15 protein-coding genes are annotated in these 22,761 nt (G+C 70.9%); 5 read left to right on the forward strand and 10 right to left on the reverse strand.

From position 1 onward, the window contains the following. Nucleotides 1–49: 49 nt before the first annotated feature. The 5 genes from oxlT to BMY19_RS02515 all read right to left on the reverse strand — a co-directional run bounded on the left by oxlT (nt 50) and on the right by BMY19_RS02515 (nt 7,077). Nucleotides 50–1,336 (reverse strand): oxalate/formate MFS antiporter, encoded by a 1,287-nt coding sequence (oxlT, locus tag BMY19_RS02495; protein ID WP_020092894.1) that lies wholly within the window; start codon nt 1,334–1,336, stop codon nt 50–52. Nucleotides 1,337–1,470: 134 nt separating this feature from the next. Next, entirely contained in the window at nt 1,471–3,276 is a 1,806-nt protein-coding gene (locus BMY19_RS02500) for a DEAD/DEAH box helicase family protein (RefSeq protein ID WP_100250760.1), read from the reverse strand. A 174-nt stretch (nt 3,277–3,450) separates the two neighbouring features. Next, a complete protein-coding gene (locus tag BMY19_RS02505) occupies nt 3,451–4,539 on the reverse strand; it encodes a branched-chain amino acid aminotransferase (protein ID WP_020092892.1) in 1,089 nt (362 codons plus the stop codon). 139 nt (nt 4,540–4,678) lie between these two features. Beyond that, on the reverse strand, nt 4,679–6,439 hold the full coding sequence (locus tag BMY19_RS02510) for an ABC transporter ATP-binding protein (RefSeq protein WP_100250761.1): 1,761 nt from the start codon (nt 6,437–6,439) through the stop codon (nt 4,679–4,681). Between the two features lie 92 nt (nt 6,440–6,531). Further along, nucleotides 6,532–7,077 (reverse strand): Spy/CpxP family protein refolding chaperone, encoded by a 546-nt coding sequence (locus tag BMY19_RS02515; RefSeq protein ID WP_091682022.1) that lies wholly within the window; start codon nt 7,075–7,077, stop codon nt 6,532–6,534. A gap of 155 nt (nt 7,078–7,232) precedes the next feature. On the opposite strand from BMY19_RS02515, the gene BMY19_RS02520 reads away from it, so the two are divergent. From BMY19_RS02520 to BMY19_RS02535, 4 genes are all read left to right on the forward strand, one after another. After that, nucleotides 7,233–8,177, forward strand: a complete 945-nt coding sequence (locus BMY19_RS02520) for a metal ABC transporter solute-binding protein, Zn/Mn family (protein WP_100250762.1) — start codon at nt 7,233–7,235, stop codon at nt 8,175–8,177. 173 nt (nt 8,178–8,350) lie between these two features. Beyond that, nucleotides 8,351–10,099, forward strand: coding sequence for a heparinase II/III family protein (locus tag BMY19_RS02525; protein WP_020092888.1), 1,749 nt, complete (start codon nt 8,351–8,353; stop codon nt 10,097–10,099). A gap of 84 nt (nt 10,100–10,183) precedes the next feature. Beyond that, nucleotides 10,184–11,782, forward strand: coding sequence for a bifunctional phosphoribosylaminoimidazolecarboxamide formyltransferase/IMP cyclohydrolase (gene purH, locus BMY19_RS02530; protein ID WP_091925093.1), 1,599 nt, complete (start codon nt 10,184–10,186; stop codon nt 11,780–11,782). 397 nt (nt 11,783–12,179) lie between these two features. Continuing rightward, the gene (locus tag BMY19_RS02535; protein WP_020092886.1) at nt 12,180–12,419 is read left to right on the forward strand and encodes a hypothetical protein; all 240 of its coding nucleotides are present in this window, start codon (nt 12,180–12,182) and stop codon (nt 12,417–12,419) included. Between the two features lie 600 nt (nt 12,420–13,019). On the opposite strand, the gene BMY19_RS02540 is transcribed toward BMY19_RS02535, so the two are convergent. From BMY19_RS02540 to BMY19_RS02560, 5 genes are all read right to left on the reverse strand, one after another. After that, a complete protein-coding gene (locus BMY19_RS02540; protein WP_020092885.1) occupies nt 13,020–14,654 on the reverse strand; it encodes an MFS transporter in 1,635 nt (544 codons plus the stop codon). Nucleotides 14,655–14,948: 294 nt separating this feature from the next. Further along, on the reverse strand, nt 14,949–16,631 hold the full coding sequence (locus BMY19_RS02545) for a cation acetate symporter (RefSeq protein ID WP_100250763.1): 1,683 nt from the start codon (nt 16,629–16,631) through the stop codon (nt 14,949–14,951). Further along, nucleotides 16,628–16,999 carry a DUF485 domain-containing protein gene (locus BMY19_RS02550; RefSeq protein WP_020092883.1) on the reverse strand — a complete coding sequence of 124 codons (372 nt, stop codon included), beginning with the start codon at nt 16,997–16,999 and terminating at the stop codon, nt 16,628–16,630. The genes BMY19_RS02545 and BMY19_RS02550 overlap by 4 nt, the downstream gene beginning before the upstream one ends. Nucleotides 17,000–17,134: 135 nt before the next feature. Then, a complete protein-coding gene (gene acs, locus BMY19_RS02555; protein ID WP_020092882.1) occupies nt 17,135–19,081 on the reverse strand; it encodes an acetate--CoA ligase in 1,947 nt (648 codons plus the stop codon). Nucleotides 19,082–19,347: 266 nt separating this feature from the next. Further along, nucleotides 19,348–21,930: a sensor histidine kinase gene (locus BMY19_RS02560; protein WP_244534812.1), complete on the reverse strand. Its 2,583-nt coding sequence runs from the start codon at nt 21,928–21,930 to the stop codon at nt 19,348–19,350. A gap of 259 nt (nt 21,931–22,189) precedes the next feature. Between BMY19_RS02560 and BMY19_RS02565 the strand changes: the two genes are divergently transcribed. Beyond that, the gene (locus tag BMY19_RS02565) at nt 22,190–22,678 is read left to right on the forward strand and encodes a phasin (RefSeq protein ID WP_012322487.1); all 489 of its coding nucleotides are present in this window, start codon (nt 22,190–22,192) and stop codon (nt 22,676–22,678) included. Nucleotides 22,679–22,761: the final 83 nt, after the last annotated feature.

Genomic DNA, 22,761 nt, shown 5'->3' on the forward strand with positions numbered 1-22,761 from the left:
TCCGCGAAGGTCTGGCGTCGCTTGCGCGACGTCGTGGGGCGGGGGCCTATCAGGCCGCCCGGATCGGCTGGGCGCCGAGCGCCGCGGGCTGGTCCTCCGAGGCGAGGTAGCGGGCCCGCATCGGGCGCAGGACGAACATCGCCAGCGCCGCCGCCGTCACGTTGAGGACGATGATCAGCGTGAACACCGCCGACCAGCCGTAGGCCGCCGACAGGATGCTGGCGAAGGGGACGAGGAAGGCCGCGGTGCCCTTGGCGGTGTAGAGCAGACCGGCGTTGCTGGCGGCGTACTTGGAGCCGAACGTGTCGCCGCAGGTCGCCGGGAACAGCGAGTAGATCTCGCCGAACACACCGAAATACACCGCGGTGGCCAGGACGAAGACCATCGGGACGTGACCGTAGGTCAGCAGCACGATCACCGCCAGCGCCGCCGTCGAGAAGGCGATGAACATCGTGTTCTCGCGGCCGATGTTGTCGGAGACGTAGCCGAAGAACGGCCGGCCGAACCCGTCGAAGACCCGGTCGAGCGAGATCGCCAGCGTCAGCGCCGCCATCTGCAGGCCGAACAGGCTCACCGGCACGCCGGCCACCTGGAAGTCGTGGGCGATCGGGGCGATCTGCGCCGCCGCCATCAGGCCGCCGGAAGCGACCATCACGAACATCACGTACATTACCCAGAAGACCGGGGTGCGCACCGCCTCGCGGGGGCTGCGGTCGACCTTGGTCTGCGGCAGGCGGGTCTTCTTGCGCTGGACCGGCGTGTTGGTCGACGGCTTGCGCAGCAGGAAGGCGAGGGCCAGCACCACGGCGCCCTGGCCGATGCCGAAGTACAGGAACGCGTCCTGGTAGCCGCTCGACGCGATCATGCGGGCGATCGGCACCACCGTGATGGCGGCACCCGCGCCGAAGCCGGCCGCGGTGGCGCCGGCGGCGAGGCCGCGGCGATCCGGGAACCACTTGAGCGCGTTGCCCACGCAGGTGCCGTAGACGGAGCCCGCACCGATGCCGGCGACGACGGCGCCGAGATAGAGCATCGCCAGGCTGTCGGCGTAGGCGTTGATGGTCCAGGCGAGGGCGATCATCACGCCGCCGAAGGCGACGACGATCTTCGGACCGTAGCGGTCGACGAACCACGCCTCGACCGGCACCAGCCAGGTCTCCGTGGCGACGAACAGCGTGAACGCGAGCTGGATCGCCGCGCGACCCCAGTGGTAGCGCTGGTCGATCGGGTCCACGAACAGTGTCCAACCGTATTGTAGGTTGGCGATCATGGCCATGCAGATCACGCCGAAGGCGAGCTGCCACCATTTCGCCGACGGCGAATCCTGGCGTTCCATCCCTGAGCCTCTCTCTTGGGCGGCGCGGCCTTGCTCTGGCGGCGTCTCTCGTGCCCCGACGATCATGCACATCCGTTCTAGGTATGCAATATACCAGGGTGAGACGGACCGGGTGAAGTGTCAGGACGGCGATATTATTCCGTTTGCCCGGCCGGAGGAATCGGTCCCCAGGCACCGAGCGTCGGTGCCTCCGCGGGGCTCAGAATCTCGTCGAGGGCGGGGATCGAGGCCGGGTCGGCCGGGAAGCCGATGAGGGCGCAGGCGGCCTCCCAGTCGGGCCCCGACTTCACCGCCGCCAAGGTTCCCGGATCCAGCGCCGTGATCCGACCGCGGTCGAGACGCATGAAGGCCCGGCCGGTCTCGGCCTGAACGAAGCGGACGACCGCCATCCGGCGCAGGCATTCGCGCAGGAAGCTGGTGTTGGCGGAGGCCGAGAGGTCGGCGCCGTCGAACACCGCGTCGGGCCCGTGGGCGAAGATGTCGACCTTGCGGAAGCGGTCGATGTCGATCAGCCCCTTCACGTCGAGGATGTTGAGCGTTCCGTCCGCCCAGAACGCGATGGTGCGCGGGCGCTCGCCCAGCGGCACGCTGTTGTCGAGGAACTCGCAGACCACCTGCTTGTCCCGTGAGAGCGCCCAGTTGAAGAACAGGCGCGGCATGCCGGTATAGGCCTCGACGTTGTGGGCCAGGAGGTCCTCGACAGCCTTGTAGCGGCCGAACAGCTCGCCGCGCTTCCAGGCGCGCTCCACGGTGTCGGCCGGAGGCGTGACCATGAACTGCATGTAGACGCGGTCGCCGAACCGGGTGAGCAACTGGCCGCCGCCGTCCGAGCCCGCGTCGGCCTGGAAGCTGTCGAACCGGAACCGGTCGATCAGCAGGTTCGAGATCCGCCGCTCCGCCGCCTTGCGGGTGACGTAGCGGTCGAGCTTCATGTCGATGATCTCGACCTCGTAGCCGGTCAGCGTCCCGGCGTACCGCGAAGCTTCGCCCAGGCTGTCGTAGTCGAGGAGGTACTTGCGCCAGACGTCGGGGGTGATCACCGCGAAGTCCGACCACGCCATGCCCAGCCGCCTGGCGAGGCCGAGCTGGTAGGGGCGGATCGTGCTCTTTCCGGACGCCGAGGCGCCCTTCACGTTCATCACCACCGGATGATCCTGCGGCGCCAGCCGCCGGTAGCGCTGCGCCTCGACGACGGCGTCGATCCAGGGCTCGATCTGCTCGCCGACGCGCCGGCTGCCGTAGCCGTTCGAGACCAGCGTCCCCGCGATGGTCCGCAGCAGCGCGGCGTCGCGGATGACCGCATTCTGCCGCGCGATGAGTCCCGACACCACGGCGCGCAGGGCCTCGCAGGCGGCCATCTCCAGGGCGTCGCCGGCTTCGGCGGCGCGTCGCTGCCAGCTCTCGAGATGGCGCAGGGCCCGGGTCGCCAGATCCTCGCGCGGCGCCTGGACCGTCGGCGGGCGGCGCCCGAGCAGGCGGTCGAGCCAGCGCGGCTCTGGCGGCGGCGGGGGAGGTCTCTCCTCCAGGATGGCGGCGATCTCGCGGGCGAGCACCGCGTCGGCCTCGGCGCGGATCCGGTCGAGGGCGGACTCGACCTCGGCGAGGCGGGGCTCGATGCCCTCGCGCAGGACGGTCGCGACGATGGCGCGGAAGTTCACGCCGAGATCGGCGTAGACTTCGCCCACCGGCACGGAGAGATCCGACATCACCCGGATCAGGACCTCGTGGACGACGAGGCGCCCGGCCCGGAACCGGGTGAGCTGGCGGGCGGGCAGCCCGCAGAGATCGCTCAGGTCCAGGGCGTCGCGGAGCGGCGTCTCGACGTGCTCCGGCCGGTAGACGGTCACGAGGGGCAGGAAGGCGGACGGCAGATCGGACCGGACGCCCGGGTTCCAGGGGCCGATGGGCGGCTCGGGAGGGTGGACCGACGCGTCCGTCACGCGAGCGGCAGCCGTATCCGTCACCGCGCGCTCCGCCGAAGACCGCCCGAGAAGTCCGCAACGCGCGCCGCGACCTCGGGACGAGGGCGAGGATCGGGCAGACGCCTGCCCGGTCCTCGCGGCGAACCCGGCAGTCCCGACCCCGACCACACGGCCGCGGGCGGACGCCGATTCTCAGAAGATCTTCTGGAACCAGCCGTGGGCGTCATTGGAATTGCCCCGCTGGATGTCCACCAGCAGGCTCCGCAGCCGCTGGGCCACGGGGCCGGCCTTGCCGTTCCCGATGGTGAAGCTCTCCTCCCGGCCCTTCACGGTGCCGATCGGCGTGATCACCGCGGCGGTACCGCAGGCGAAGGCCTCGGTCAGGCGGCCCTCCCGCACGTCGGCGCGCCACGCGTCGATCGTGTAGGGCTCCTCCTTCACGGTCAGGCCCGCCTCCCGCGCCAGCGTGATCACCGAGTCGCGGGTGATGCCGGGCAAGATGCTGTCCGAGAGCGGCGGCGTCACCAGCGTGCCGTCCTCGAAGACGAAGAACACGTTCATGCCGCCGAGCTCCTCGACGTAGCGGCGCTCGGCCGCGTCGAGGAACACCACCTGCTCGCAGCCCTGGGACGCCGCCTCCGACTGCGCCGCGAGGCTCGCCGCGTAGTTGCCGCCGCACTTGGCCGCGCCGGTGCCGCCCGGGGCCGCGCGGGTGAAGTGCTCCGAGACCCACACCGTCACGGTGCCGGTCGGATCCTTGAAGTAGGAGCCGACGGCCGAGGCGATCGTCACGAACAGGTATTCCGAGGCCGGCTTGACCCCAAGGAAGGCCTCGCTGGCGATCATGAACGGGCGCAGGTAGAGGCTGCCGTCCGGCGTGTCGGGGATCCAGGCGCGGTCGATCTCGACGAGCCTGCGCATCGCCTCAACGAAGGCGTCCTCCGGGAAGGGCGCCATCGCCATCCGCTCGGCGGAGCGGCGGAAGCGCAGGGCGTTGGCCTCCGGCCGGAACAGGGCCGCGCCGCCGTCCGCGGTGCGGTAGGCCTTCAGGCCCTCGAAGATCTCCTGCGCGTAGTGCAGCACCGCGGCGGCAGGATCGAGGGGGATGGCCTCGCGCGCCTGGATCCGCGCGTCGTGCCAGCCGCGGCCGGCGGTGTAGCGCGCCACCACCATGTGGTCTGTGAACACCTTGCCGAAGCCAGGATTCGCCATCAGCGCGGCCCGCTCCTCGGCGGTCCGCGGGGCCGGATGACTTTGGATCTCGAACGTCAGGTCGCTCACGGTGTGGTCCTCATCGACTGAGGCCCTTATGGCGCGCTCCGGCGCGCGAATCTACGGAGCCGGCGCATGACGGCGTCGCCGCATATGCGAGTCACTCGGCGAGTCACTCGGCGAGTCACTCGGCGCGTCACTCGGCGCGTCACTCGGCGGTCGCGGGCTCCGACAGCTGCAGACGGTGCAGGCGCGCGTAGGCGCCGCCGGCGGCGAGCAGGTCGTCGTGGCGCCCGGTCTCGATCACCCGGCCCGCCTCCATCACGGCGATCTGATCGGCGTCGCGCACGGTCGAGAGCCGGTGGGCGATCACCAGGGTGGTGCGGCCGCGCATCAGCCGGGTCAGCGCCTCCTGGACGAGCCGCTCCGATTCGGAATCGAGGGCCGAGGTCGCCTCGTCGAGGAGCAGGATCGGCGCGTCCTTGAGGAAGGCGCGGGCCAGCGCCACCCGCTGCCGCTCGCCGCCCGAGAGCCGGCCGCCGCCCGGGCCGACCCGGAATCCGTAGCCTTCCGGGAGGGCCGAGACGAAGGTGTGGGCCGCGGCGGCCTCGGCCGCCGCCTCGATCTCCGCGGGCGTCGCCCCGGGTCGGCCGAAGCCGATATTGGCGGCGATCGTGTCGTCGAACAGCACGACCTCCTGCGAGACGACCGCCACCGCGGCGCGCAGGGAAGCCAGCGTCACGTCCCGGACATCCTGGCCGTCGATGGTCACGGCGCCGCCGGTGACGTCGTAGAGGCGCGGAACGAGGTTGAGCAGCGAGGACTTGCCCGAGCCCGAGCGCCCGACGAGCGCCGTCACCGATCCGGCCGGGACCGCGAGGTCGATGCCCTCCAGCGCCGGCGCGTCCGGCCGGTAGCGGAACCGGACGTCGGCGAAGCGGATCGCGCCGCCGGTCACCGCCAGCGGCCGGGCCTCCGGCGCCTCGCGGATCGTGGCACTCTCGTCCATGACGTCGAAGTAGCGCCGCAGCGCGGCGGCGGCCTCCTGCAGGATGGCGTTGAGGTTGCCCAGCGCCCGGGCCGGCTGGGCGGCGAGGAGCAGGGCCGCCACGTAGCCGGTGAAGTCGCCGACGGTCTTCTCGCCGGCCAGGACCCGCTGGCCGACCAGCACCAGGACGCCCGCCACCGCGATGCCGCCGCCGATCTCCAGCAGCGGGTCGAGGCGGCCGCGGGCATTGGCGGCCTTCATCTTGAGGCGCCGCACCTCGTCGAGGGCCTCCGCGGCGCGGCCCTTGAGGTATGTCTCCATCGCGTAGGCCTTGGCGACCCGGGCCCCCTGCAGGCTCTCGGAGATCAGGCTGGCGGTGGCGCCCATCTGCTCCTGGGTCGAGGTCGAGACCCGCCGGAGCTTCCGGCCGATCCGCCCGATCGGTCCCGCCACGAACGGGACCGTGACGCCGGCCACGAGGGTCAGCACCGGATCCATCCAGATCAGCGCCGCCACGAGCCCGATCAGCATCGCGATGTCGCGGAGCAGGACCGTCGAGATGCGGGTCAGCGCCTCCTTGATGAAGGCGAAGTCGGTGGTGAAGCGCTGGGTGAGCGCCGCCGGGCTCTCGCGGCCGAGCTGGGCGAGATCCGAATCGATGAGATGCCCGTAGAGCGCCGCCTGCATGTCGGCCTCGACCCGGGTCACCACCCGGTTGGTCAGCACCGTCTGGCCGTAGAGGGCGAAGCCGCGCGTGGCCGTGACGACGATCACCACCAGCGGTCCGTACGCGATGGCGGCGGCGTCCTTGCGGTCGAAGGCGTCGAAGGCGGCCTTGATCAGCGCCGGGTAGAGCCCGGTCGAGGCGCCGACCAGGGCGATCAGCACCAGCACCACCGCCAAGGTGGCCCGGTGCGGGTACAGCCACGTGCGCCAGAGCCGGGCGAGAAGGGGAGCCGTGTCGCCGGGAAGGCGCGCCATGAGACCTACCGGGTCGGATCAGTGCCGCCCCGGGGCAGGATGCGCGGCGGCTGCGGTTTGCCGCCGCCGCCGCCGCGGATCAAGGCTTTTACTCAGCGGCCGTCGCCGCGCGGCCCGTGATCGTCGCCGCGATCGTCACCGCGGTCCCGGTGCCAGCCGCCCCGCATGCCGTGGCCGCCCATCGGGCCCATCGGCCGGGCGAGGATCATGGCGCGCCGCTTCTGGTCCTGGTCGAGGCTGGCGTAGAGCGGCTGGGACGCGTCGGCGAGCTTGCGCAGGGCGTCGCCCCGCGCACTCGCCGCGTCCGCCATCGCCCGCAGCGCCGCCGGGGCGTCGTCGCTGAACTTCGGCCGGTCGCGCATCGCCTCGCGGCGCTGCTGGCGCAGCTTGGCCATGTCGCGGATCGCCGTCTCCACCGGCGGCCACAGCTTCTCCTGGTCGGCGTTGAGCTTCAGGCCGGCATGCAGGGCGGCGATGCGGGCATCCGTGAAGGCCGCGCGGTCCTCGGGGGTCAGCGCGCTCCAGCGGCCGTGCCCGCGGAAGCCCTCGGGTCCGTGATCGCGCGCGACCGCCGCGCCGGCGAGCCCGAGGCCGAGCGCCCCGGTCACCAGGATGGCCGCCGTCAAAGGTCGGGACATGGAAATCTCCGTCTCACGCTCGGGACGTCGCCGCGGCCCGCGGCGGCGCCCAACGCCGCGCATAGGGCACCTGCCGTGTATCCCGCTTGTGTATGTAACAATGTTACATTAGTGGCAGGCGCGACGGGGTTGCGGCAGGTGGAGCGGTGCGGCGCGTGGCGAGAACATTCCGGATCGCGGCGCTCGCGATCCTGTCCCTGTGGTTCGGATCGGCGGGGCCGGTCTCGGCCGCACCGCAGGACCGGCCGGTGCGGGCGGTGGCGACCTTCTCGATCCTCGGCGACCTCGTCCGGCAGGTCGGCGGATCGCACGTGACGGTGGCGACGCTGGTCGGTCCGGACTCCGACGCGCACGGCCTGAGCCCGTCCCCGGCCGACGCGCGCAAGCTCGCGGAAGCCGACATCGTCTTCGTCAACGGCCTCGGGCTGGAGGGCTGGTTCGACCGGCTGATCCGGGCCTCCGGCACGCGCGCCCCCGTGGTGGTGGCCTCCGCGGGCGTGAAGCCGATCCCCGCGCAGGACGAGCACGCCCACGAGGACGGCGACCACGGACATGGACACGGCGACCACGCCGTGGACCCGCATGCCTGGCAGGACGTCGCCAACGTGCGGACCTACGTGGCGAACATCCGGGACGGCCTCGCCAAGGTCGATCCGGTCCATGCCGACGCCTACCGGGCGGCGGCGGCCGCCTACCTCGCCGAGCTCGACGCGCTGGAGCGGGACGTCCGGGCGGCGATCGCCCGCATCCCCCCGGAGCGGCGGCGGATCATCACGACCCACGACGCCTTCGGCTACTTCGCGGCGGCCTACGGCCTGCGCTTCATCGCGCCGCAGGGCGTGTCGACGGACAGCGAGGCGAGCCCGCGGGACGTGGCCGCGATCATCCGCCAGATCCGGAAGGAGCGCGTGCCGGCGGTGTTCCTCGAGAACATAAGCGACCCGCGCCAGATGCAGCAGATCGCCCGCGAGAGCGGCGCCCGCGTCGGCGGCAAGGTCTATTCCGACGCGCTCTCGGCGCCGGACGGCCCGGCCGCGACGTATCTCGACCTGATGCGGTCGAACCTGAAGGCGTTCGACGCCGCGCTGATGCCGGGCTAGCCCGCCGGGAGGGCGCGCCGCCGCGATCCTTCGCCTTCACGGCGTCGGACATGACATAGCGTAAACCGCCGGTTAAGAGGCCCCCACTAGCCTTACGAAACGGGTGCCAGCCGATCCTCGTGCGCGAGGGCTCAAGGCCTTGGGGCCTTCAGAACGCGTAGCTCGGAGATCGCGTGGCTTGGGGGCCTGACCGCTGGCGCTTCTATCGGCTCGTCGCGCGCGAGACCGCGCGCGCGGTCCGCGCCGCCGGCGCCAGCGTCACAGCCCCGCCCGACATCCTCGCCCGGATGCGGGTCGCCGGCCTGGTGATCGCGCCGCAGGACCTGCGCACCTCCGACGCGACCTTCGCGGACGACATCTATGCCGGGTTGTTCGTCTTCGCCGGCCGATCGCTCGCGGCGAGCGGCGGCTCGCCCTTCGACTACGCGGCACCGTCGCCGGAATGGGCCGACGAGCTCTACGGCTTCGGCTGGCTGCGCCACCTGCGCGCCGCCGACACCGCGCTGGCCCGCGCCAATGCCCGCGCCTTCGTGGCCGATTTCATTGCCGGCCGCGGCGACGCGGCCCTCGCCCGCCAGACGCCGGTGGCGGCGCGCCGGCTGATCTCGTTCCTGTGCCAGTCGCCCCTCGTGCTGGAGGGTGCCGACCACGGCTTCTACCAGAACTTCCTCAAGGCGATCGGCCGCAACGCCCAGCAGCTCGAGCGCGACCTCCGGCGCGGTGTGCCGCCGCAATGGCGCCTGAACGCCGCGGTGGCGCTCTGCTACGCCGGCCTGTGCTGCGACGGCATCCAGCCGATCCTGCGCCGGGCGACCCGCATCCTGACGCGGGAGCTCGACCGGCAGATCCTGACCGACGGCGGCCACCGGTCCCGCGACCCGCGCTACGCCATGGAGCTGCTCCTCGACCTCCTGCCGCTGCGGCAGAGCTACCTGAGCCGCAGCGTCGAGCCGCCGCTGGCGCTCCTGCGCGCGGTCGACCGGATGCTGCCGCTGCTGCGACTGCTCCGCCACCCGGACGCCTCGCTGAGCCACTTCAACGGCATGGGCGCCACGGACGCGGACCATCTCGCGACCCTGCTGGTCTACGACGGCGCGCTCGCCCGCCCGCTGATGCACGCGCCGAACTCGGGCTACGAGCGCCTGGAGGGCGGCCGGGTGGTGATCGTCGCCGATGTCGGTGCCAGCCCGCCGCTGCCCTACGCGGTGAATGCCGGTGCGGGCTGCCTCGCCTTCGAGATGTCGAGCGGGCCGCAGCGCATCGTGGTCAATTGCGGCCTGCCGGCTAGCGGCGCGGATCTGCGCCTCCTCGCCCGCTCGACGCCGGCCCATTCGACGGCCTCGGTGGCCCACGCCTCATCCTGCCGGTTCCTCACCCGCACCGGGTGGTGGGGCGAGCGGTTGCTGGCGGACTGGCTGATCGGCCGGCGCGGGCCCGTGGTCCTGAGCGGTCCATCGGCGGTGGCGGCCGAGCGGGCCGAGGAGGCCGACAGCGTCGTCCTCGCGGCCCGGCACAACGGCTACGCCCCCGAATTCGGCATCGTGCACGAGCGCCGCTGGCAGCTCTTCCACGCGACGGCGCGCCTGGAGGGCCGCGACGCCTTCCTGCGCCAGGGCAAGGGGCTCAGCCGCGGGCGGCGGCTGCGCCCGCAGGACGTGGCGATCCGTTTCCACCTGCATCCCGGCATCGCGGTGCGCAGCGTCCCGGAGGGGCTGGAACTCGCCTCGGCGCTCGGGGAGGTCTGGGTGTTCAGCGCCGAGAACGCCGAGATCGCCATCGAGGAGAGCGTCTACTTCTCGGGCCTGACCGGACCGCGCCGGACCGACCAGATCGTCCTTCATCTGCGGGTATCCGACGATGTGGAAGTCCGGTGGAACTTCGAGCGTCGGGCCTCCGCGCCCCTGCGCGGCGTGGCGCCCTGACGGGTCTCCGGACAGGGCCGGCTGGCCGGGCTCACCGTTTCCATGCTACCGCGCCGGAAAATCTCGAACTTTCGGCACGAAGCTATGGCGCACGATCAGGTGCGGGTCTCCCGCGCGCTCCTCTCGGTCTCGGACAAGACCGGCCTCGTCGACTTCGCCCGGGCGCTCCACGCCCGCGGCATCGCGCTGGTCTCGACCGGGGGCACCCACCGGACCCTGCAGGAGGCCGGCCTGCCGGTCACCGAGGTCGCCGACCTGACGGGGTTCCCGGAGATGATGGACGGCCGGGTCAAGACGCTGCACCCGGCGGTCCACGGCGGCCTGCTCGCCATCCGCGACAACCCGGAGCACCAGGCCGCGCTCGCCGCTCACGGCATCGGCGCGATCGATCTCCTCGTGGTCAACCTCTACCCGTTCGAGGCGACCATCGCGGCCGACCGGTCCGACGCCGACTGCATCGAGAACATCGATATCGGCGGCCCGGCCATGATCCGCGCGGCGGCCAAGAACCACGCGGACGTCGCCGTCGTCACCGACGTGTCGGACTATGCCGGCGTCCTCGCCGCCCTCGAGGCGCAGGACGGCGCACTCGGCGCGGATCTGCGCCGGAGCCTGGCGCAGAAGGCCTTCGCCCGCACCGCGTCCTACGATGCCGCCATCGCCAACTGGATGGCGGGCCGCTTCGGCGCCGAGGCGCCGGCCCGGTTCCGGGCCTTCGGCGGTTCCCTGGGCCAGGAACTGCGCTACGGCGAGAACCCCCACCAGTCGGCCGCCTTCTACCGCGCCCCCGGTAAGGTCCGGGCGGGCGTGGCCACCGCCCGCCAGCTCCAGGGCAAGGAGCTGTCCTACAACAACTTCAACGACACGGACGCCGCCTACGAGTGCGTGGCCGAGTTCGACCCGGCCCGGACCGCCGCCGTGGCCATCATCAAGCACGCCAACCCCTGCGGCGTCGCCGAGGGGGCGAGCCTGCTCGAGGCCTACGAGCGGGCCCTGAGCTGCGACCCGACCTCCGCATTCGGCGGCATCGTCGCCCTGAACCGGACCCTCGACGCCGAGGCGGCCCGCCGGATCGTCGAGATCTTCACGGAGGTGATCATCGCCCCCGACGCCACGCCCGAGGCGGCGGCCATCGTGGCCGGCAAGAAGAACCTGCGCCTGCTGCTGGCCGGCGGCGTGCCCGACCCGCGGGCCGGCGGGGAGACCGTGCGGACCCTCGCGGGCGGGCTGCTGGTCCAGAGCCGGGACGCGGCGGTCGTCGACGACATGCCGCTCACGGTCGTGACCAAGCGCGCGCCGAGCGAGGCCGAGCTGGCCGATCTCCGGTTCGCCTACCGGGTGGCCAAGCACGTGAAGTCGAACGCCATCGTGTACGCGAAGGCCGGCGCCACGGTCGGCATCGGCGCGGGCCAGATGTCCCGGGTCGATTCCTCGCGCATCGCCGCCTGGAAGGCCGCCGAGGGGGCGAAGCGTCTCGGGCTGGCCGAGAGCCTCGCTGTCGGCTCGGTGGTGGCGTCGGACGCGTTCTTCCCGTTCGCGGACGGCCTCATGGCGGCCGCCGAAGCGGGCGCCACCGCGGTGATCCAGCCCGGCGGCTCGATGCGCGACGCGGACGTGGTCGCGGCGGCCGACGAGGCCGGTCTCGCCATGGTCCTGACGGGGCACCGCCACTTCCGGCACTGAGCCGGCGGGCCGTCTCCCGCCCTCCGGGACGGCGCGCCACCTCGGGGGCGGCCGCACCGGTCCGGACGCCCCGGAACGCCCGCGGTCGCGCCGCCGCGCCGCGTTAACGATACGCCGCGATCGGATCGGCCGGGTCGATTGTTTGCCGAGCGGGCGCTTCTGCCCAGCATTGCCGTGAACAGACGCGGTGCTCGACCAAGCTCGGCAATGAATGGTCGGCGTCCGGGAAAACTATCTTTGGTGCAACATTGCGGGTGTAATATTCCAAACTTGTCGAATATGCGCGGTGTCTGCGCCGCGGGTTGAAATTTTCTCGGCCGCACGCCATCATCGCGGGGAAATGCGCCGGAAGCTCGCGTGGAGAACTTCCTGGAACAGCTCCGGGTCGAGTGACGAGATGGTGGTCGCAGCGCTGTTGTTTCTCGTGGGATGGCTTCTCGGCCGATCCTACTCGGTGATCATCCTCGCCCTGACCTCGTCGGTGATCCTGTTCACCGCCACGACGATCTTCGTGTCGGTCTACGGGATCGACCTGCTGCGCGTCCTGATCGTGTTGGGATATCTCACCGCGCATCAGGCGGGGTATCTCCTCGGCGCCTATCTCACCGGATACCCCGAGAGCGATCGGGGGCGGTGAGGCGCATCACCACCACCAGACCAGCCGTCCGGCGTACCCGTTGATCAGGATCCAGAGCCCAGCAGCGACGAGGGACCAGGTAATCACAAGGAGAAGCGGTGGCTTCGTGCCGGGCTGACTGCGCAGAAGTGTCAGGACGGTGTTCACGTTCGATATCCCAGGGGCCCGGTGCGGAGGGAAAGCCGATACGGGCTCGTACCGCATCGGGTTCCACCGGGCCGATTGTCGGCAGGTTAAATCTTGTCCAGGCTCGGGTGACGGGCGCGCCCTCGATGAGCTCAGGGTCGCCGGTCAGATTACTTGCAGTTGCAATAAGTCGCCTCTCGCAACATCAAAAGTTTGAATCAGGACAATCGACGCTCCGGATCCGGTCGGTGGAGGCCTGTTTCCGCCGGGCCTCGATACTTGACACATCCGTATAGGATCAGACGAAACGCAATCCGTGAGGAACCGCACGGGTCGCTATTTCGCCGCCGCGTTGCAGGCTCGACACAAGGGGGACGGCCGCGTCGTGCCGTGCGAACGAGAACGCCCAGGCAGCGTGAGCTGCCTGGGCGTTTTTGACACGCGCCGGACCTCGGTCCGGCCGGCTCGCGCCGATCAGGTGTCGGCGAAGATGTCGCGATCCTTGGTCTCCGGCACGAAGAACACGCCGATGATCACTGTCGCGACCGCGATGACGATCGGGTACCAGAGGCCGAAATAGATGTCGCCGGTCTGGGCCACCATGGCGAAGGCGGTCGCCGGCAGGAGGCCGCCGAACCAGCCGTTGCCGATATGGTAGGGCAGCGACATCGAGGTGTAGCGGATCCGGGTCGGGAACAGCTCCACCAGCATGGCGGCGATCGGGCCGTAGACCATCGTGACGAAGAGCACGAGGATGAACAGCAGGCCGATCACCTGCGCGACCTGCGGCCGGAAGATGTCGAACGGGTTCGACATCTTGACGATCTCGGGGTCGCCGGCCTTCGGGTAGCCCGCGGCCTGCAGCGCGGCGGTCGTGGCCTTGTTGGCCTCGACGTTGCCGCCCTGCGGGTACGGGATCTCGGTGTCGTTGACCCGGATCGTGGTGGGCTGGCCGGCCGCGCCGGGGGCGGTCGAGTAGCGGACCGACGACTTCGACAGGAAGTCGCGGGCGAGGTCGCAGGGCTGGGTGAACACCCGGGTCCCGACCGGGTTGAACAGGGTTCCGCAGGCGGCCGGATCGGCCGTCACCGTCACCTTCACGTTCTCGATCGCCGCCTCGAGCTTCGGGTTGGCCGTCGAGGTGATCCCCTTGAAGATCGGGAAGAACGTCGCCGCCGCGATCGCGCAGCCCGCCAGGATGATGACCTTGCGGCCGATCTTGTCGGACAGCCAGCCGAAGACCACGAAGAATCCGGTGCCGAAGAGCAGCGACCACGCGATCAGCAGGTTGGCCGTGTAGCCGTCGACCTTCAGGATCGATTGCAGGAAGAACAGCGCGTAGAACTGGCCCGTGTACCAAACCACGCCCTGGCCGGCGACGAGCCCGAACAGGGCGATGATCGCGAATTTCGCGTTCCGCCACTGGCCGAACGCCTCGGTGAGCGGCGCCTTGGAGGTCTTGCCCTCCTCCTTCATCTTCTGGAAGGCCGGCGATTCGGAGAGCTGGAGGCGGATCCAGACCGAGATGCCGAGCAGCAGCACCGAGACCAGGAACGGGATGCGCCAGCCCCACTCGGCGAAGGCGGCCTCGCCGGTGATGGTCCGGGTCGCCAGGATCACCATCAGCGACAGGAACAGGCCCAGGGTCGCGGTCGTCTGGATCCAGCTCGTGTAGAAGCCCCGCCGGCCGTTGGGGGCGTGCTCGGCCACGTAGGTCGCCGCGCCGCCGTACTCGCCGCCGAGCGCGAGCCCCTGGGCGAGGCGCAGGACGATCAGGATGATCGGGGCCGCGATGCCGATGGTCGCCGCGTTGGGCAGGATGCCGACGATGAAGGTCGACAGACCCATGATCAGGATCGTGACGAGGAAGGTGTACTTGCGGCCGACGAGGTCGCCGACGCGGCCGAACACGAGGGCGCCGAACGGGCGGACTATGAAGCCGGCCGCGAAGGCCAGCAGGGCGAAGATGTCGCGCGTGGCCGGCGGGTAAGCCGAGAAGAATTGCGCGCCGATGATCGCCGCCAGCGAGCCGTAGAGATAGAAATCGTACCACTCGAACACGGTGCCGAGCGAGGACGCGAAGATCACCCGCTTCTCGGCCGACGTCATCGGCCTCGCGGCGTCCCCTGTCCGCGCACTCGCGGTTGCCACAGCCATGAAACAGGTCCTCCCAGACGCATTTGGGCGGCCCGCGACACGGATCGCCCGCTCACCGGCCCGATTCCCGGGCGGTTCTGCGCACGGCGCAGATCACCTATGCGTTATCGCACCGATCGGGGCGGTCAACCGGTAAAGCGATTGTGAAGACCTTCATCAACATGGGCGCGTACGCAGTTGTCACCGGAACGACGAAGGGCGCGGCTCGCGCCGCGCCCTCCGCCAGTTCGACGCTTCGGAAGGCCGTCAGTGCGCGTGCGCGCCGGCCGCTCCGATGCCGGTCTCGGAGCGCACGTACTGCGCCTCGAAGGCGGCCCGCTCGCGCTGGGCCCGGCGGGACTTGTCCACGAGAGACACGATCCAGATCGTCGCGAAGGCCAGCGGCATCGAGAACAGCGCCGGGTTGTCGTAGGGGAAGAGCGGGGCGGGATTGCCCAGCGTGGTCACCCATACGGCCTTCGACAGCACCACCATGATGACCGCCGCGAGCAGGCCGACGAGGCCGCCGGCGAGCGCGCCCCAGGTGGTGGTGCCGCGCCACAGGATCGACATGGCCAGCACCGGGAAGTTGCAGCTCGCCGCCACCGCGAAGGCGAGGCCGACCATGAAGGCGACGTTCTGGTTCTCGAACACGTAGCCGAGGTAGATCGCCACGATCCCGATCACCACCGCCGAGATCTTCGACAGGTTGACCTCGTGCTTCTCGGTGGTGCGCCCGCGAGCGATCACCTGGGCGTAGAGGTCGTGGCTGATCGCCGAGGCCCCGGCGAGCGTGAGCCCGGCGACGACCGCGAGGATCGTCGCGAAGGCCACCGCGGAGATGAAGCCGAGGAAGTACGGCCCGCCCACCGCGTTGGCGAGGTTCACCGCCACCATGTTGGTGCCGCCGATCATGTCCTTCAGCTTGTCGAAGGCGCCGGCCGGCCCGAGCTTGAAGTAGACCGGGTCCGACATCAGCAGCGCGATGCCGCCGAAGCCGATGATGAAGGTCAGGATGTAGAAGTAGCCGATCAGGCCGGTGGCGTAGAACACCGACTTGCGGGCGGCCTGGGCGTCCGAGACCGTGAAGAACCGCATGAGGATGTGCGGCAGGCCGGCGGTGCCGAACATCAGGCCGACGCCGAGCGAGATCGCCTCGACCGGGTTCGACACCAGACCGCCCGGCGCCATGATCGCGTCGCCCTTCGGGTGGACCTGAACGGCGCTGGCGAACAGCGATTCCGGGTTGAAGCCGTACTTGTACAGAACCGCGCCGGCCATGAAGGTCGCGCCGCCGAGCAGCAGGCAGGCCTTGATCACCTGCACCCAGGTGGTCGCCTTCATGCCGCCGAAGGCGACGTAGACGATCATCAGGACGCCGACGATGATCACCGCGTAGAGGTAGGGCAGGCCGAACAGAAGCTGGATCAGCTTCCCCGCGCCGACCATCTGGGCGATCAGGTAGAAGGCCACCACCACCAGGGTGCCCACCGCCGAGATGATGCGGATCGCGGTCTGGTCGAGGCGGAAGCTCGCCACGTCGGCGAAGGTGAACTTGCCGAGGTTGCGCAGGCGCTCCGCGATCAGGAACAGCACGATCGGCCAGCCGACCAGGAAGCCCGTCGAGTAGATCAGCCCGTCGAAGCCCGAGGTGTAGACGAGGCCGGAGATGCCGAGGAACGAGGCCGCCGACATGTAGTCGCCGGCGATCGCCAGCGAGTTGGTGCCGGCCGAGATGCCGCCGCCCGCCGCGTAGAAGTCGGCGGCCGACTTGGTGCCCTTGGCCGCCCGGTAGGTGATGCCGAGCGTCAGCAGCACGAAGAACAGGAACATCAGGATGGCCGGCCAGTTCGTGGCCGATTGCGCGACGGCACCGAGATCCGGGCCGGCCGCGTAGGCGGCGCTCGCGACGATCGTGGCGAGCGTCAGGCCGAGGAGGAGGCGGTTCATCGGGCCACGCTCCGCTTCAGGGCTTCGCTCAGCGCGTCGAAGCGCGTGTTGGCCCGGGCGACGTAGACCCCCGTGAGCGCGAAGGCGAACAGGATCACGAACACGCCCGCGAACAGGCCGAGGGAGGCGGTGCCGCCGACCTTCACGGCGAGGAGCGACTTGTCGAAGGCGATCAGGCCGATGAAGCCGAAATAGACGACCAGCATCAAGATCGTCAGGATCCAGGCGAAGCGGGTGCGCTCGTGAACGAGCTGCTGGAACTCGGGGGTTCGGGCGATCCGCTCGACCTGCGGATCGGCGGCGGTCTCGCGTGGGCGTGGTCCCGGGGGCGCCGCGCGCCCTCGGGTGTTCAGTGTCGTGCCGCTCATGGGTGTTCCTCCCGCGAGGGCCTGCTCTGGCCCCCCGGTTCTTCGCGTTGAGACTCGTGGTTCTTGTTGGGAGCGGGCGCCGCCCCGGCACCCGCCCCGGTCCGAACCCGCGCCGCCGGGGCGGCGCGGGTGCGATCAGCCCCGGTTCTGCCGGTTCTCGATCAGGTCGTCGACGACGGCCGGCTCGGCGAGCGTCGAGGTGTCGCCGAGCGAGCTGAAATCGTCCTCGGCGATCTTGCGCAGGATCCGGCGCATGATCTTGCCCGAGCGGGTCTTGGGCAGGCCGGGCGCGAACTGGATCAGGTCCGGCGAGGCGATCGGCCCGATATCCTTGCGGACCCAGGTTACGAGCTCCTTGCGCAGGGCGTCGTCGCCCTCCTCGCCGTCGTTCAGGGTCACGTAGGCGTAGATGCCCTGGCCCTTCACGTTGTGCGGGTAGCCCACCACCGCGGCCTCGGCCACCTTCGGGTGGGCGACCAGGGACGACTCGACCTCGGCGGTGCCCATCCGGTGGCCCGAGACGTTGATGACGTCGTCGACCCGGCCGGTGATCCAGTAGTAGCCGTCCGCATCGCGGCGGGCGCCGTCTCCGGTGAAGTACTTGCCCGGGTAGGTCGAGAAGTAGGTCTGCTCGAAGCGCTCGTGGTCGCCGTAGACCGTGCGCATCTGGCCCGGCCAGGAATCGGCGATGCAGAGATTGCCCTCGCAGGCGCCCTCCAGGACCTTGCCCTCGGCGTCGACCATCTCGGGCTTCACGCCGAAGAACGGCCGGGTCGCCGAGCCCGGTTTCAGGGCGGTGGCACCCGGCAGCGGGGTGATCAGGATGCCGCCGGTCTCGGTCTGCCACCACGTGTCGACGATCGAGCAGCGCTGGTCGCCGACGACGTTGTAGTACCACTCCCAGGCTTCCGGGTTGATCGGCTCGCCCACGGAGCCCAGCACGCGGAGCGATTGCCGCGAGGTCTTCTTCACCGGCCCCTCGCCGCCGCCCATCAGCGAGCGGATCGCGGTCGGCGCCGTGTAGAAGATGTTGACCTTGTGCTTGTCGACCACTTCCCAGAACCGGGAGGTCGACGGGTAGGTCGGGATACCCTCGAACATCAGCGTCGTGGCGCCGTTCGCGAGCGGCCCGTACACGATGTAGCTGTGGCCCGTCACCCAGCCGACATCGGCGGTGCACCAGTACACGTCGCCTTCGCGGTAATCGAAGACGTACTCGTGCGTCATCGACGCGTAGACGAGGTAACCGCCGGTGGTGTGCACCACGCCCTTCGGCTGCCCGGTCGAGCCGGAGGTGTAGAGGATGAAGAGCGGGTGCTCGGCCTCCACCGCCACGGCGGGGCACTCGTCCGTCACCTGCTCGGCGGCCTCGTCGTAGTAGACGTCCCGGCCCGCCTCCATGGCGACGCTGCCGCCGGTGCGGCGCACGACGATCACGTGGTCGACGAGGTCGGTCCCGAGACGCTTGATCGCCTCGTCGACATTGGCCTTCAGCGGCACCTTGCGGCCTCCGCGCAGGCCCTCGTCGGCGGTGATCACCACCTTGGAGCCGCAACCCTGGATGCGCGAGGCGAGGGAATCCGGCGAGAAGCCGCCGAACACGATGGCGTGGATCGCCCCGAGCCGCGCGCAGGCGAGCATCGCGTAGGCGGCCTCCGGGACCATCGGCATGTAGAGCGTGACGCGGTCGCCCTTGCCGACGCCGCGGTTGCGCAGGACGTTGGCCATCCGGCAGACCTGCGCGTGCAGCTCGCGGTAGGTGATGTGCTTGGATTCGTCGGGGTTGTCGCCTTCCCAGATGATCGCGGTCTGGTCGCCGCGGGTCTCGAGATGGCGATCGATACAGTTATGGGCGACGTTGGTCTTGCCGTCCTCGAACCACTTGATCGAGACCTTGCCGGGCTCGAAGCTGGTGTTCTTCACCGTCGAGAACGGCTTCATCCAGTCGATGCGCTTGCCGTGCTCGGCCCAGAACGCGTTGGGATCGGCGACCGAAGCCGCGTACATCTCCCGGTACTTGGCATCGTCCACGTGCGCACCCTCGCGCCACGCGGATTGAACCTCGATCACCTTGCCTACCATGGCGTCCCATCCCTGTTTTGGCGCCCGATCGTATCGCGGTCTCCGCCGCGCAGCCAGGACTTCCAAAGTAACGTAGCCGCCAATCTACGAGGACGATATCATCGCAGTTTGGCGCGCTCCTGCGCAGCTCAATTCCCGTGAATAGATTGGGCGCAATGTAAGGGCTGATTGGGGCTTCGATGCTGCGCTGTCAAGCGCGCGCGCCCGAGCCCGCTGTCACCGGCGGTCCTCTGTTTCCGCCCCGCGGGGGTGGGGGGCGCTCACCCCTAGCCGTTGGCCGCCCGCCGCGCGGGCATGATGATCTCCACGAGCGTGCCGTCTTCCGGTCGGGCGGAGAGCTGCAGGCGCCCGCCATTGGCCTCCACGAGCGCCCGCGGCAGCGCCAGCCCGTCCTCGACATCGCCCTGCGGCGCTGCCGCCCGCGGCGCGTGGCCGGCGCCGGTCTCGCGCACCCGCACGGCGATCCCCGCCCGCTCGGCGGACCCGGTGGACACGATGATCTGGCTGCCGGCCGTGGAGCGTCGGATCGCGTTCTCGATCACCAAGCTGGCGGCGCGGCTGACCGAGCGCTCGTCGGCCTCCAGGTCGCCGATATCGGTCGAGAAGCTCGTCCGCATCACGATGCGCCCCCGCGCCGCCTCCGCCTGGAGCTGGGCGACACAGCTCGCCACGACGTCGTTGAGGTCGAGGGCGCGCGGCTCCAAGTGGAGCGCGCCGGCCTCGACGGCGGCGAGGTCCAAGAGCTTCCCGACGCGCTCCAGCATCGCCTCGCCCGAGGCCTTGATCTCGGCGAGGCAGCCCCGGTAGCGCGCGTCCCCGAGGGGGCCGAACGGTTCCTTCAGCATCGCGCCGGCCAGGTCGACGATCCCGGACACGGGCTCGCGGACGGCGCAGCCGAGCCGGTCGAGGGCATCGGCGCGGCCCGGCGCGGGCTCCGGGCCGCCCTCCGCGCTCCGCGCGAGGGCCTCGTCCTCGGCTCGGGCGATCTGGGCCACGCGCCGGCCCGCCATCGCCGCCACGGTCAACGACATCGGAGCGCCGTCGATGCGCACGATCCGCCGCCCCGGGGCAGTGCCCCTCAGGGCATCGGCGACCGTCAGGACGCTCTCCCGGTCGAAGAGCGTGACGAAGCTGCTGCCGACGATCTCGCGCGGATCGCAGCCGAACAGGCTGGCCGCCGCGCGGTTCAGCGCGACGATGCGCCCGGCCCCGTCGACCGTGACGACGCTTGTTTCCAGCGCGTCCAGAGTCGCCTCGGCGCTGGCCGTCCGTTCGGTCTCAGCGGCGCGGGCGAGGCGCTCGGCCGTGAGGGCGTCGGCCATGTCGGCGTCCTCGACCGGGCGCACGACCAGGCACGTCGCGGTCGCGCCCGACCAGGGGAGGGCGCCGGCCCGGATTTCGACGGGACGGGCGCCGCCGTCGGCCGTCGCGACGGTCGTCCGGCGCGCGGACGGGTCGACCGTCTCCGCCGGGGGGAGGCCGGGCAGCAATCCCGGAAGACCGAGGCGCGCGAGGCTCGGCAGGTCGGGGTGGCCGGTCAGATCGAGGAAGGCGCGGTTCGTCGCGACGATCGCTCCGTCGCGATGGACCAGCACCGGCACCGGCAATCCGCCGAGGAGATCGGATTCCGGGGACGGCGGCGCGTCGGCGACCGGCTCGGCCTCCACCGGCCCGGTCTCGACATCGGGATCCGCGGCGGTCGCGCCGGTCTCCGCCGGACCGGCCTGCGGCGCCGGGAACGGCATCACCGCCCCTCCCGCGGTCCGGGGCGACCCCGATCCGGCCTCGTCACCGGCGTAGCGGGCGCCCAGCGCGCGGGCGATCTCGCGGAACGCGGCGTGCTCGTCGTTCGACAGCGGCGCGGCGACGGGATCCGCGTCGACCGCGACAGGAATCGCGACAGGGATCGCGGCGTCGCCGGTCCCGGCCGGGCCAGCAGCGGGCTTGGCAACCTCGGACGTTGCCGGCTCCGGCGTCGCGGAGGGCACGGGCTCGGGAACGCGCTCGGGCATGGGCTCCGGGGTCGGCTCCGGCAGCGCGACCGGTCTCGGGCTGCCGGGCGGGGCGCTGCGGATCAGGCCGAAGCCACCGAAGCCCGAGAAGGCCGCGTCGCCCCGCCCGAGCGGGGCTCCGGACAGGTCGACCCGGAACGCCCCGGTGCCGGCATCGAGGACCGCCGGTTCCCCGCGGAAGGTGCGCCGGTCGCGCAGGGCCGCCAGCACGGCGTCGGCGCCGGAGAGGCGCCCGCTCTTGGCCAGATCCTGCCAGCGCTGCCCGACCAGCCCGGCGAGCGCCTCCGGGCCTGTGAGGGTCGTCAGGACACCGGCGGCATCGAGGCGCCAGAGGAAGCGGTCGTCGCGCCGGAGCGGCGTCGCCGGAGGCGATTGCGGCTCCTGTGGAAGCGCCCGCGCCGCCACCGGATGCCCGGCGGGCGCGTCGACCGGTGGATCGAGCGGGCGGATCGGACGCGCGCGGCCAGCCGCCACCGGCGCGGTCGGGACGATGAGGATCGCGGGCCGGCCGTCGGCCTGCGCGCCGCGCGCCAGCCAGCACAGGACCGGCGGCGCGATCCGGCGGACATCGAGGCGCAGGCGCGCGAGGCGGGGCGCGGCGTCGCCCGCCACCGCGGTCGCGATCTGCCGGGTCAGGTCGGCGAGGGCCGGGCCGTCCAGAACCGCGACGAGACCCGCCGCCGCTTCGGACGCGGACAGGATCCGGGCCTCCGACGGATCGATCACGAGATGCACGGCGTCGCGCGCGCCCAGAGCGGCCGCCAGCGCGGGCAGGCGCTCCCAGGTCGCGAAGGCAGTCCCCAGCCCGGGCGGGGCTGCAGCGGCCGTCGGTGTCACTGTCGTCTCCAAAGCCCGCGACCTCGAACCCTAACGCGATCCTGACGCTCAACGGTCCCGCTTTGCCCGAGAAACGCGCGCGACCGTAGCCCTATTGTAAACTCCCCCGCGCCGCGGCGCTGGACTCTCGGCGCAACCGTCACACGTTTACGTTATGTCAACCTTAACGCCGTGAGCGCGGGTGGCATATGGCGGCGAATCAGTTATTGTGCACCGCACAAAGCGCCATCCACAGGCCAATGAAGAGAGGAGACGACGTATGAGCAACCCCCCGAACTACGAAGTTCCGGCCGAGATGCGCGACTTCGCCGAGAAGAGCGTCGAGCAGGCCCGGAAGGCGTTCGACAGCTTCATCGGCGCGGCTCGCCGCACCGCCGACACCGTGCAGGGCTCTGCCGAGCTGGCGCGCTCCAACGCGCTGGACGCGTCCTCGCGCGGCTTCGAGTATGCCGAGCAGAACGTGAACGCGGCCTTCGACCTCGCCCAGAAGCTCGTCCGCTCCCGGGACATGCAGGAGGCGATGCAGCACCAGGCCGAGTTCGTCCGCAGCCAGTTCGCCGCCATCCAGGCCCAGGCGAAGGAGTTCAGCGGCCTCGCGCAGAGCGCGATGCAGCAGGGCGCCGAGCGCGCCAAGTCGGCGATGCAGCAGGGTGCCGACGAGGCCCGCAAGGCCATGGAGCAGGGCCAGGACGCCGCGAAGCAGACGGCCCAGAACGCCCAGGACGCCGCCGAGCGCGCGTCGCACTGACGCTCGCACCGACGAACGGGGCCGCGGCCCGCTCCCGATCCGGGGGCGGGCCGTCTCGTTTTCGCCGGTATTGCCGCCGAGAG

Origin of the sequence: Methylobacterium sp. UNC300MFChir4.1 (genome assembly GCF_900110155.1) — a bacterium.
GTDB lineage: Bacteria > Pseudomonadota > Alphaproteobacteria > Rhizobiales > Beijerinckiaceae > Methylobacterium.

Bases quoted from the DNA above. Each gene is read 5' to 3' on its own strand.
- acs (WP_020092882.1), bottom strand. From the start codon at position 19,081: ATGGTAGGCAAGGTGATCGAGGTTCAATCCGCGTGGCGCGAGGGTGCG.
- BMY19_RS02535 (WP_020092886.1), top strand. From the start codon at position 12,180: ATGGTGGTCGCAGCGCTGTTGTTTCTCGTGGGATGGCTTCTCGGCCGA.
- BMY19_RS02545 (WP_100250763.1), bottom strand. From the start codon at position 16,631: ATGAACCGCCTCCTCCTCGGCCTGACGCTCGCCACGATCGTCGCGAGC.
- BMY19_RS02515 (WP_091682022.1), bottom strand. From the start codon at position 7,077: ATGTCCCGACCTTTGACGGCGGCCATCCTGGTGACCGGGGCGCTCGGC.
- oxlT (WP_020092894.1), bottom strand. From the start codon at position 1,336: ATGGAACGCCAGGATTCGCCGTCGGCGAAATGGTGGCAGCTCGCCTTC.
- BMY19_RS02550 (WP_020092883.1), bottom strand. From the start codon at position 16,999: ATGAGCGGCACGACACTGAACACCCGAGGGCGCGCGGCGCCCCCGGGA.
- BMY19_RS02565 (WP_012322487.1), top strand. From the start codon at position 22,190: ATGAGCAACCCCCCGAACTACGAAGTTCCGGCCGAGATGCGCGACTTC.
- BMY19_RS02540 (WP_020092885.1), bottom strand. From the start codon at position 14,654: ATGACGTCGGCCGAGAAGCGGGTGATCTTCGCGTCCTCGCTCGGCACC.
- BMY19_RS02510 (WP_100250761.1), bottom strand. From the start codon at position 6,439: ATGGCGCGCCTTCCCGGCGACACGGCTCCCCTTCTCGCCCGGCTCTGG.
- purH (WP_091925093.1), top strand. From the start codon at position 10,184: ATGGCGCACGATCAGGTGCGGGTCTCCCGCGCGCTCCTCTCGGTCTCG.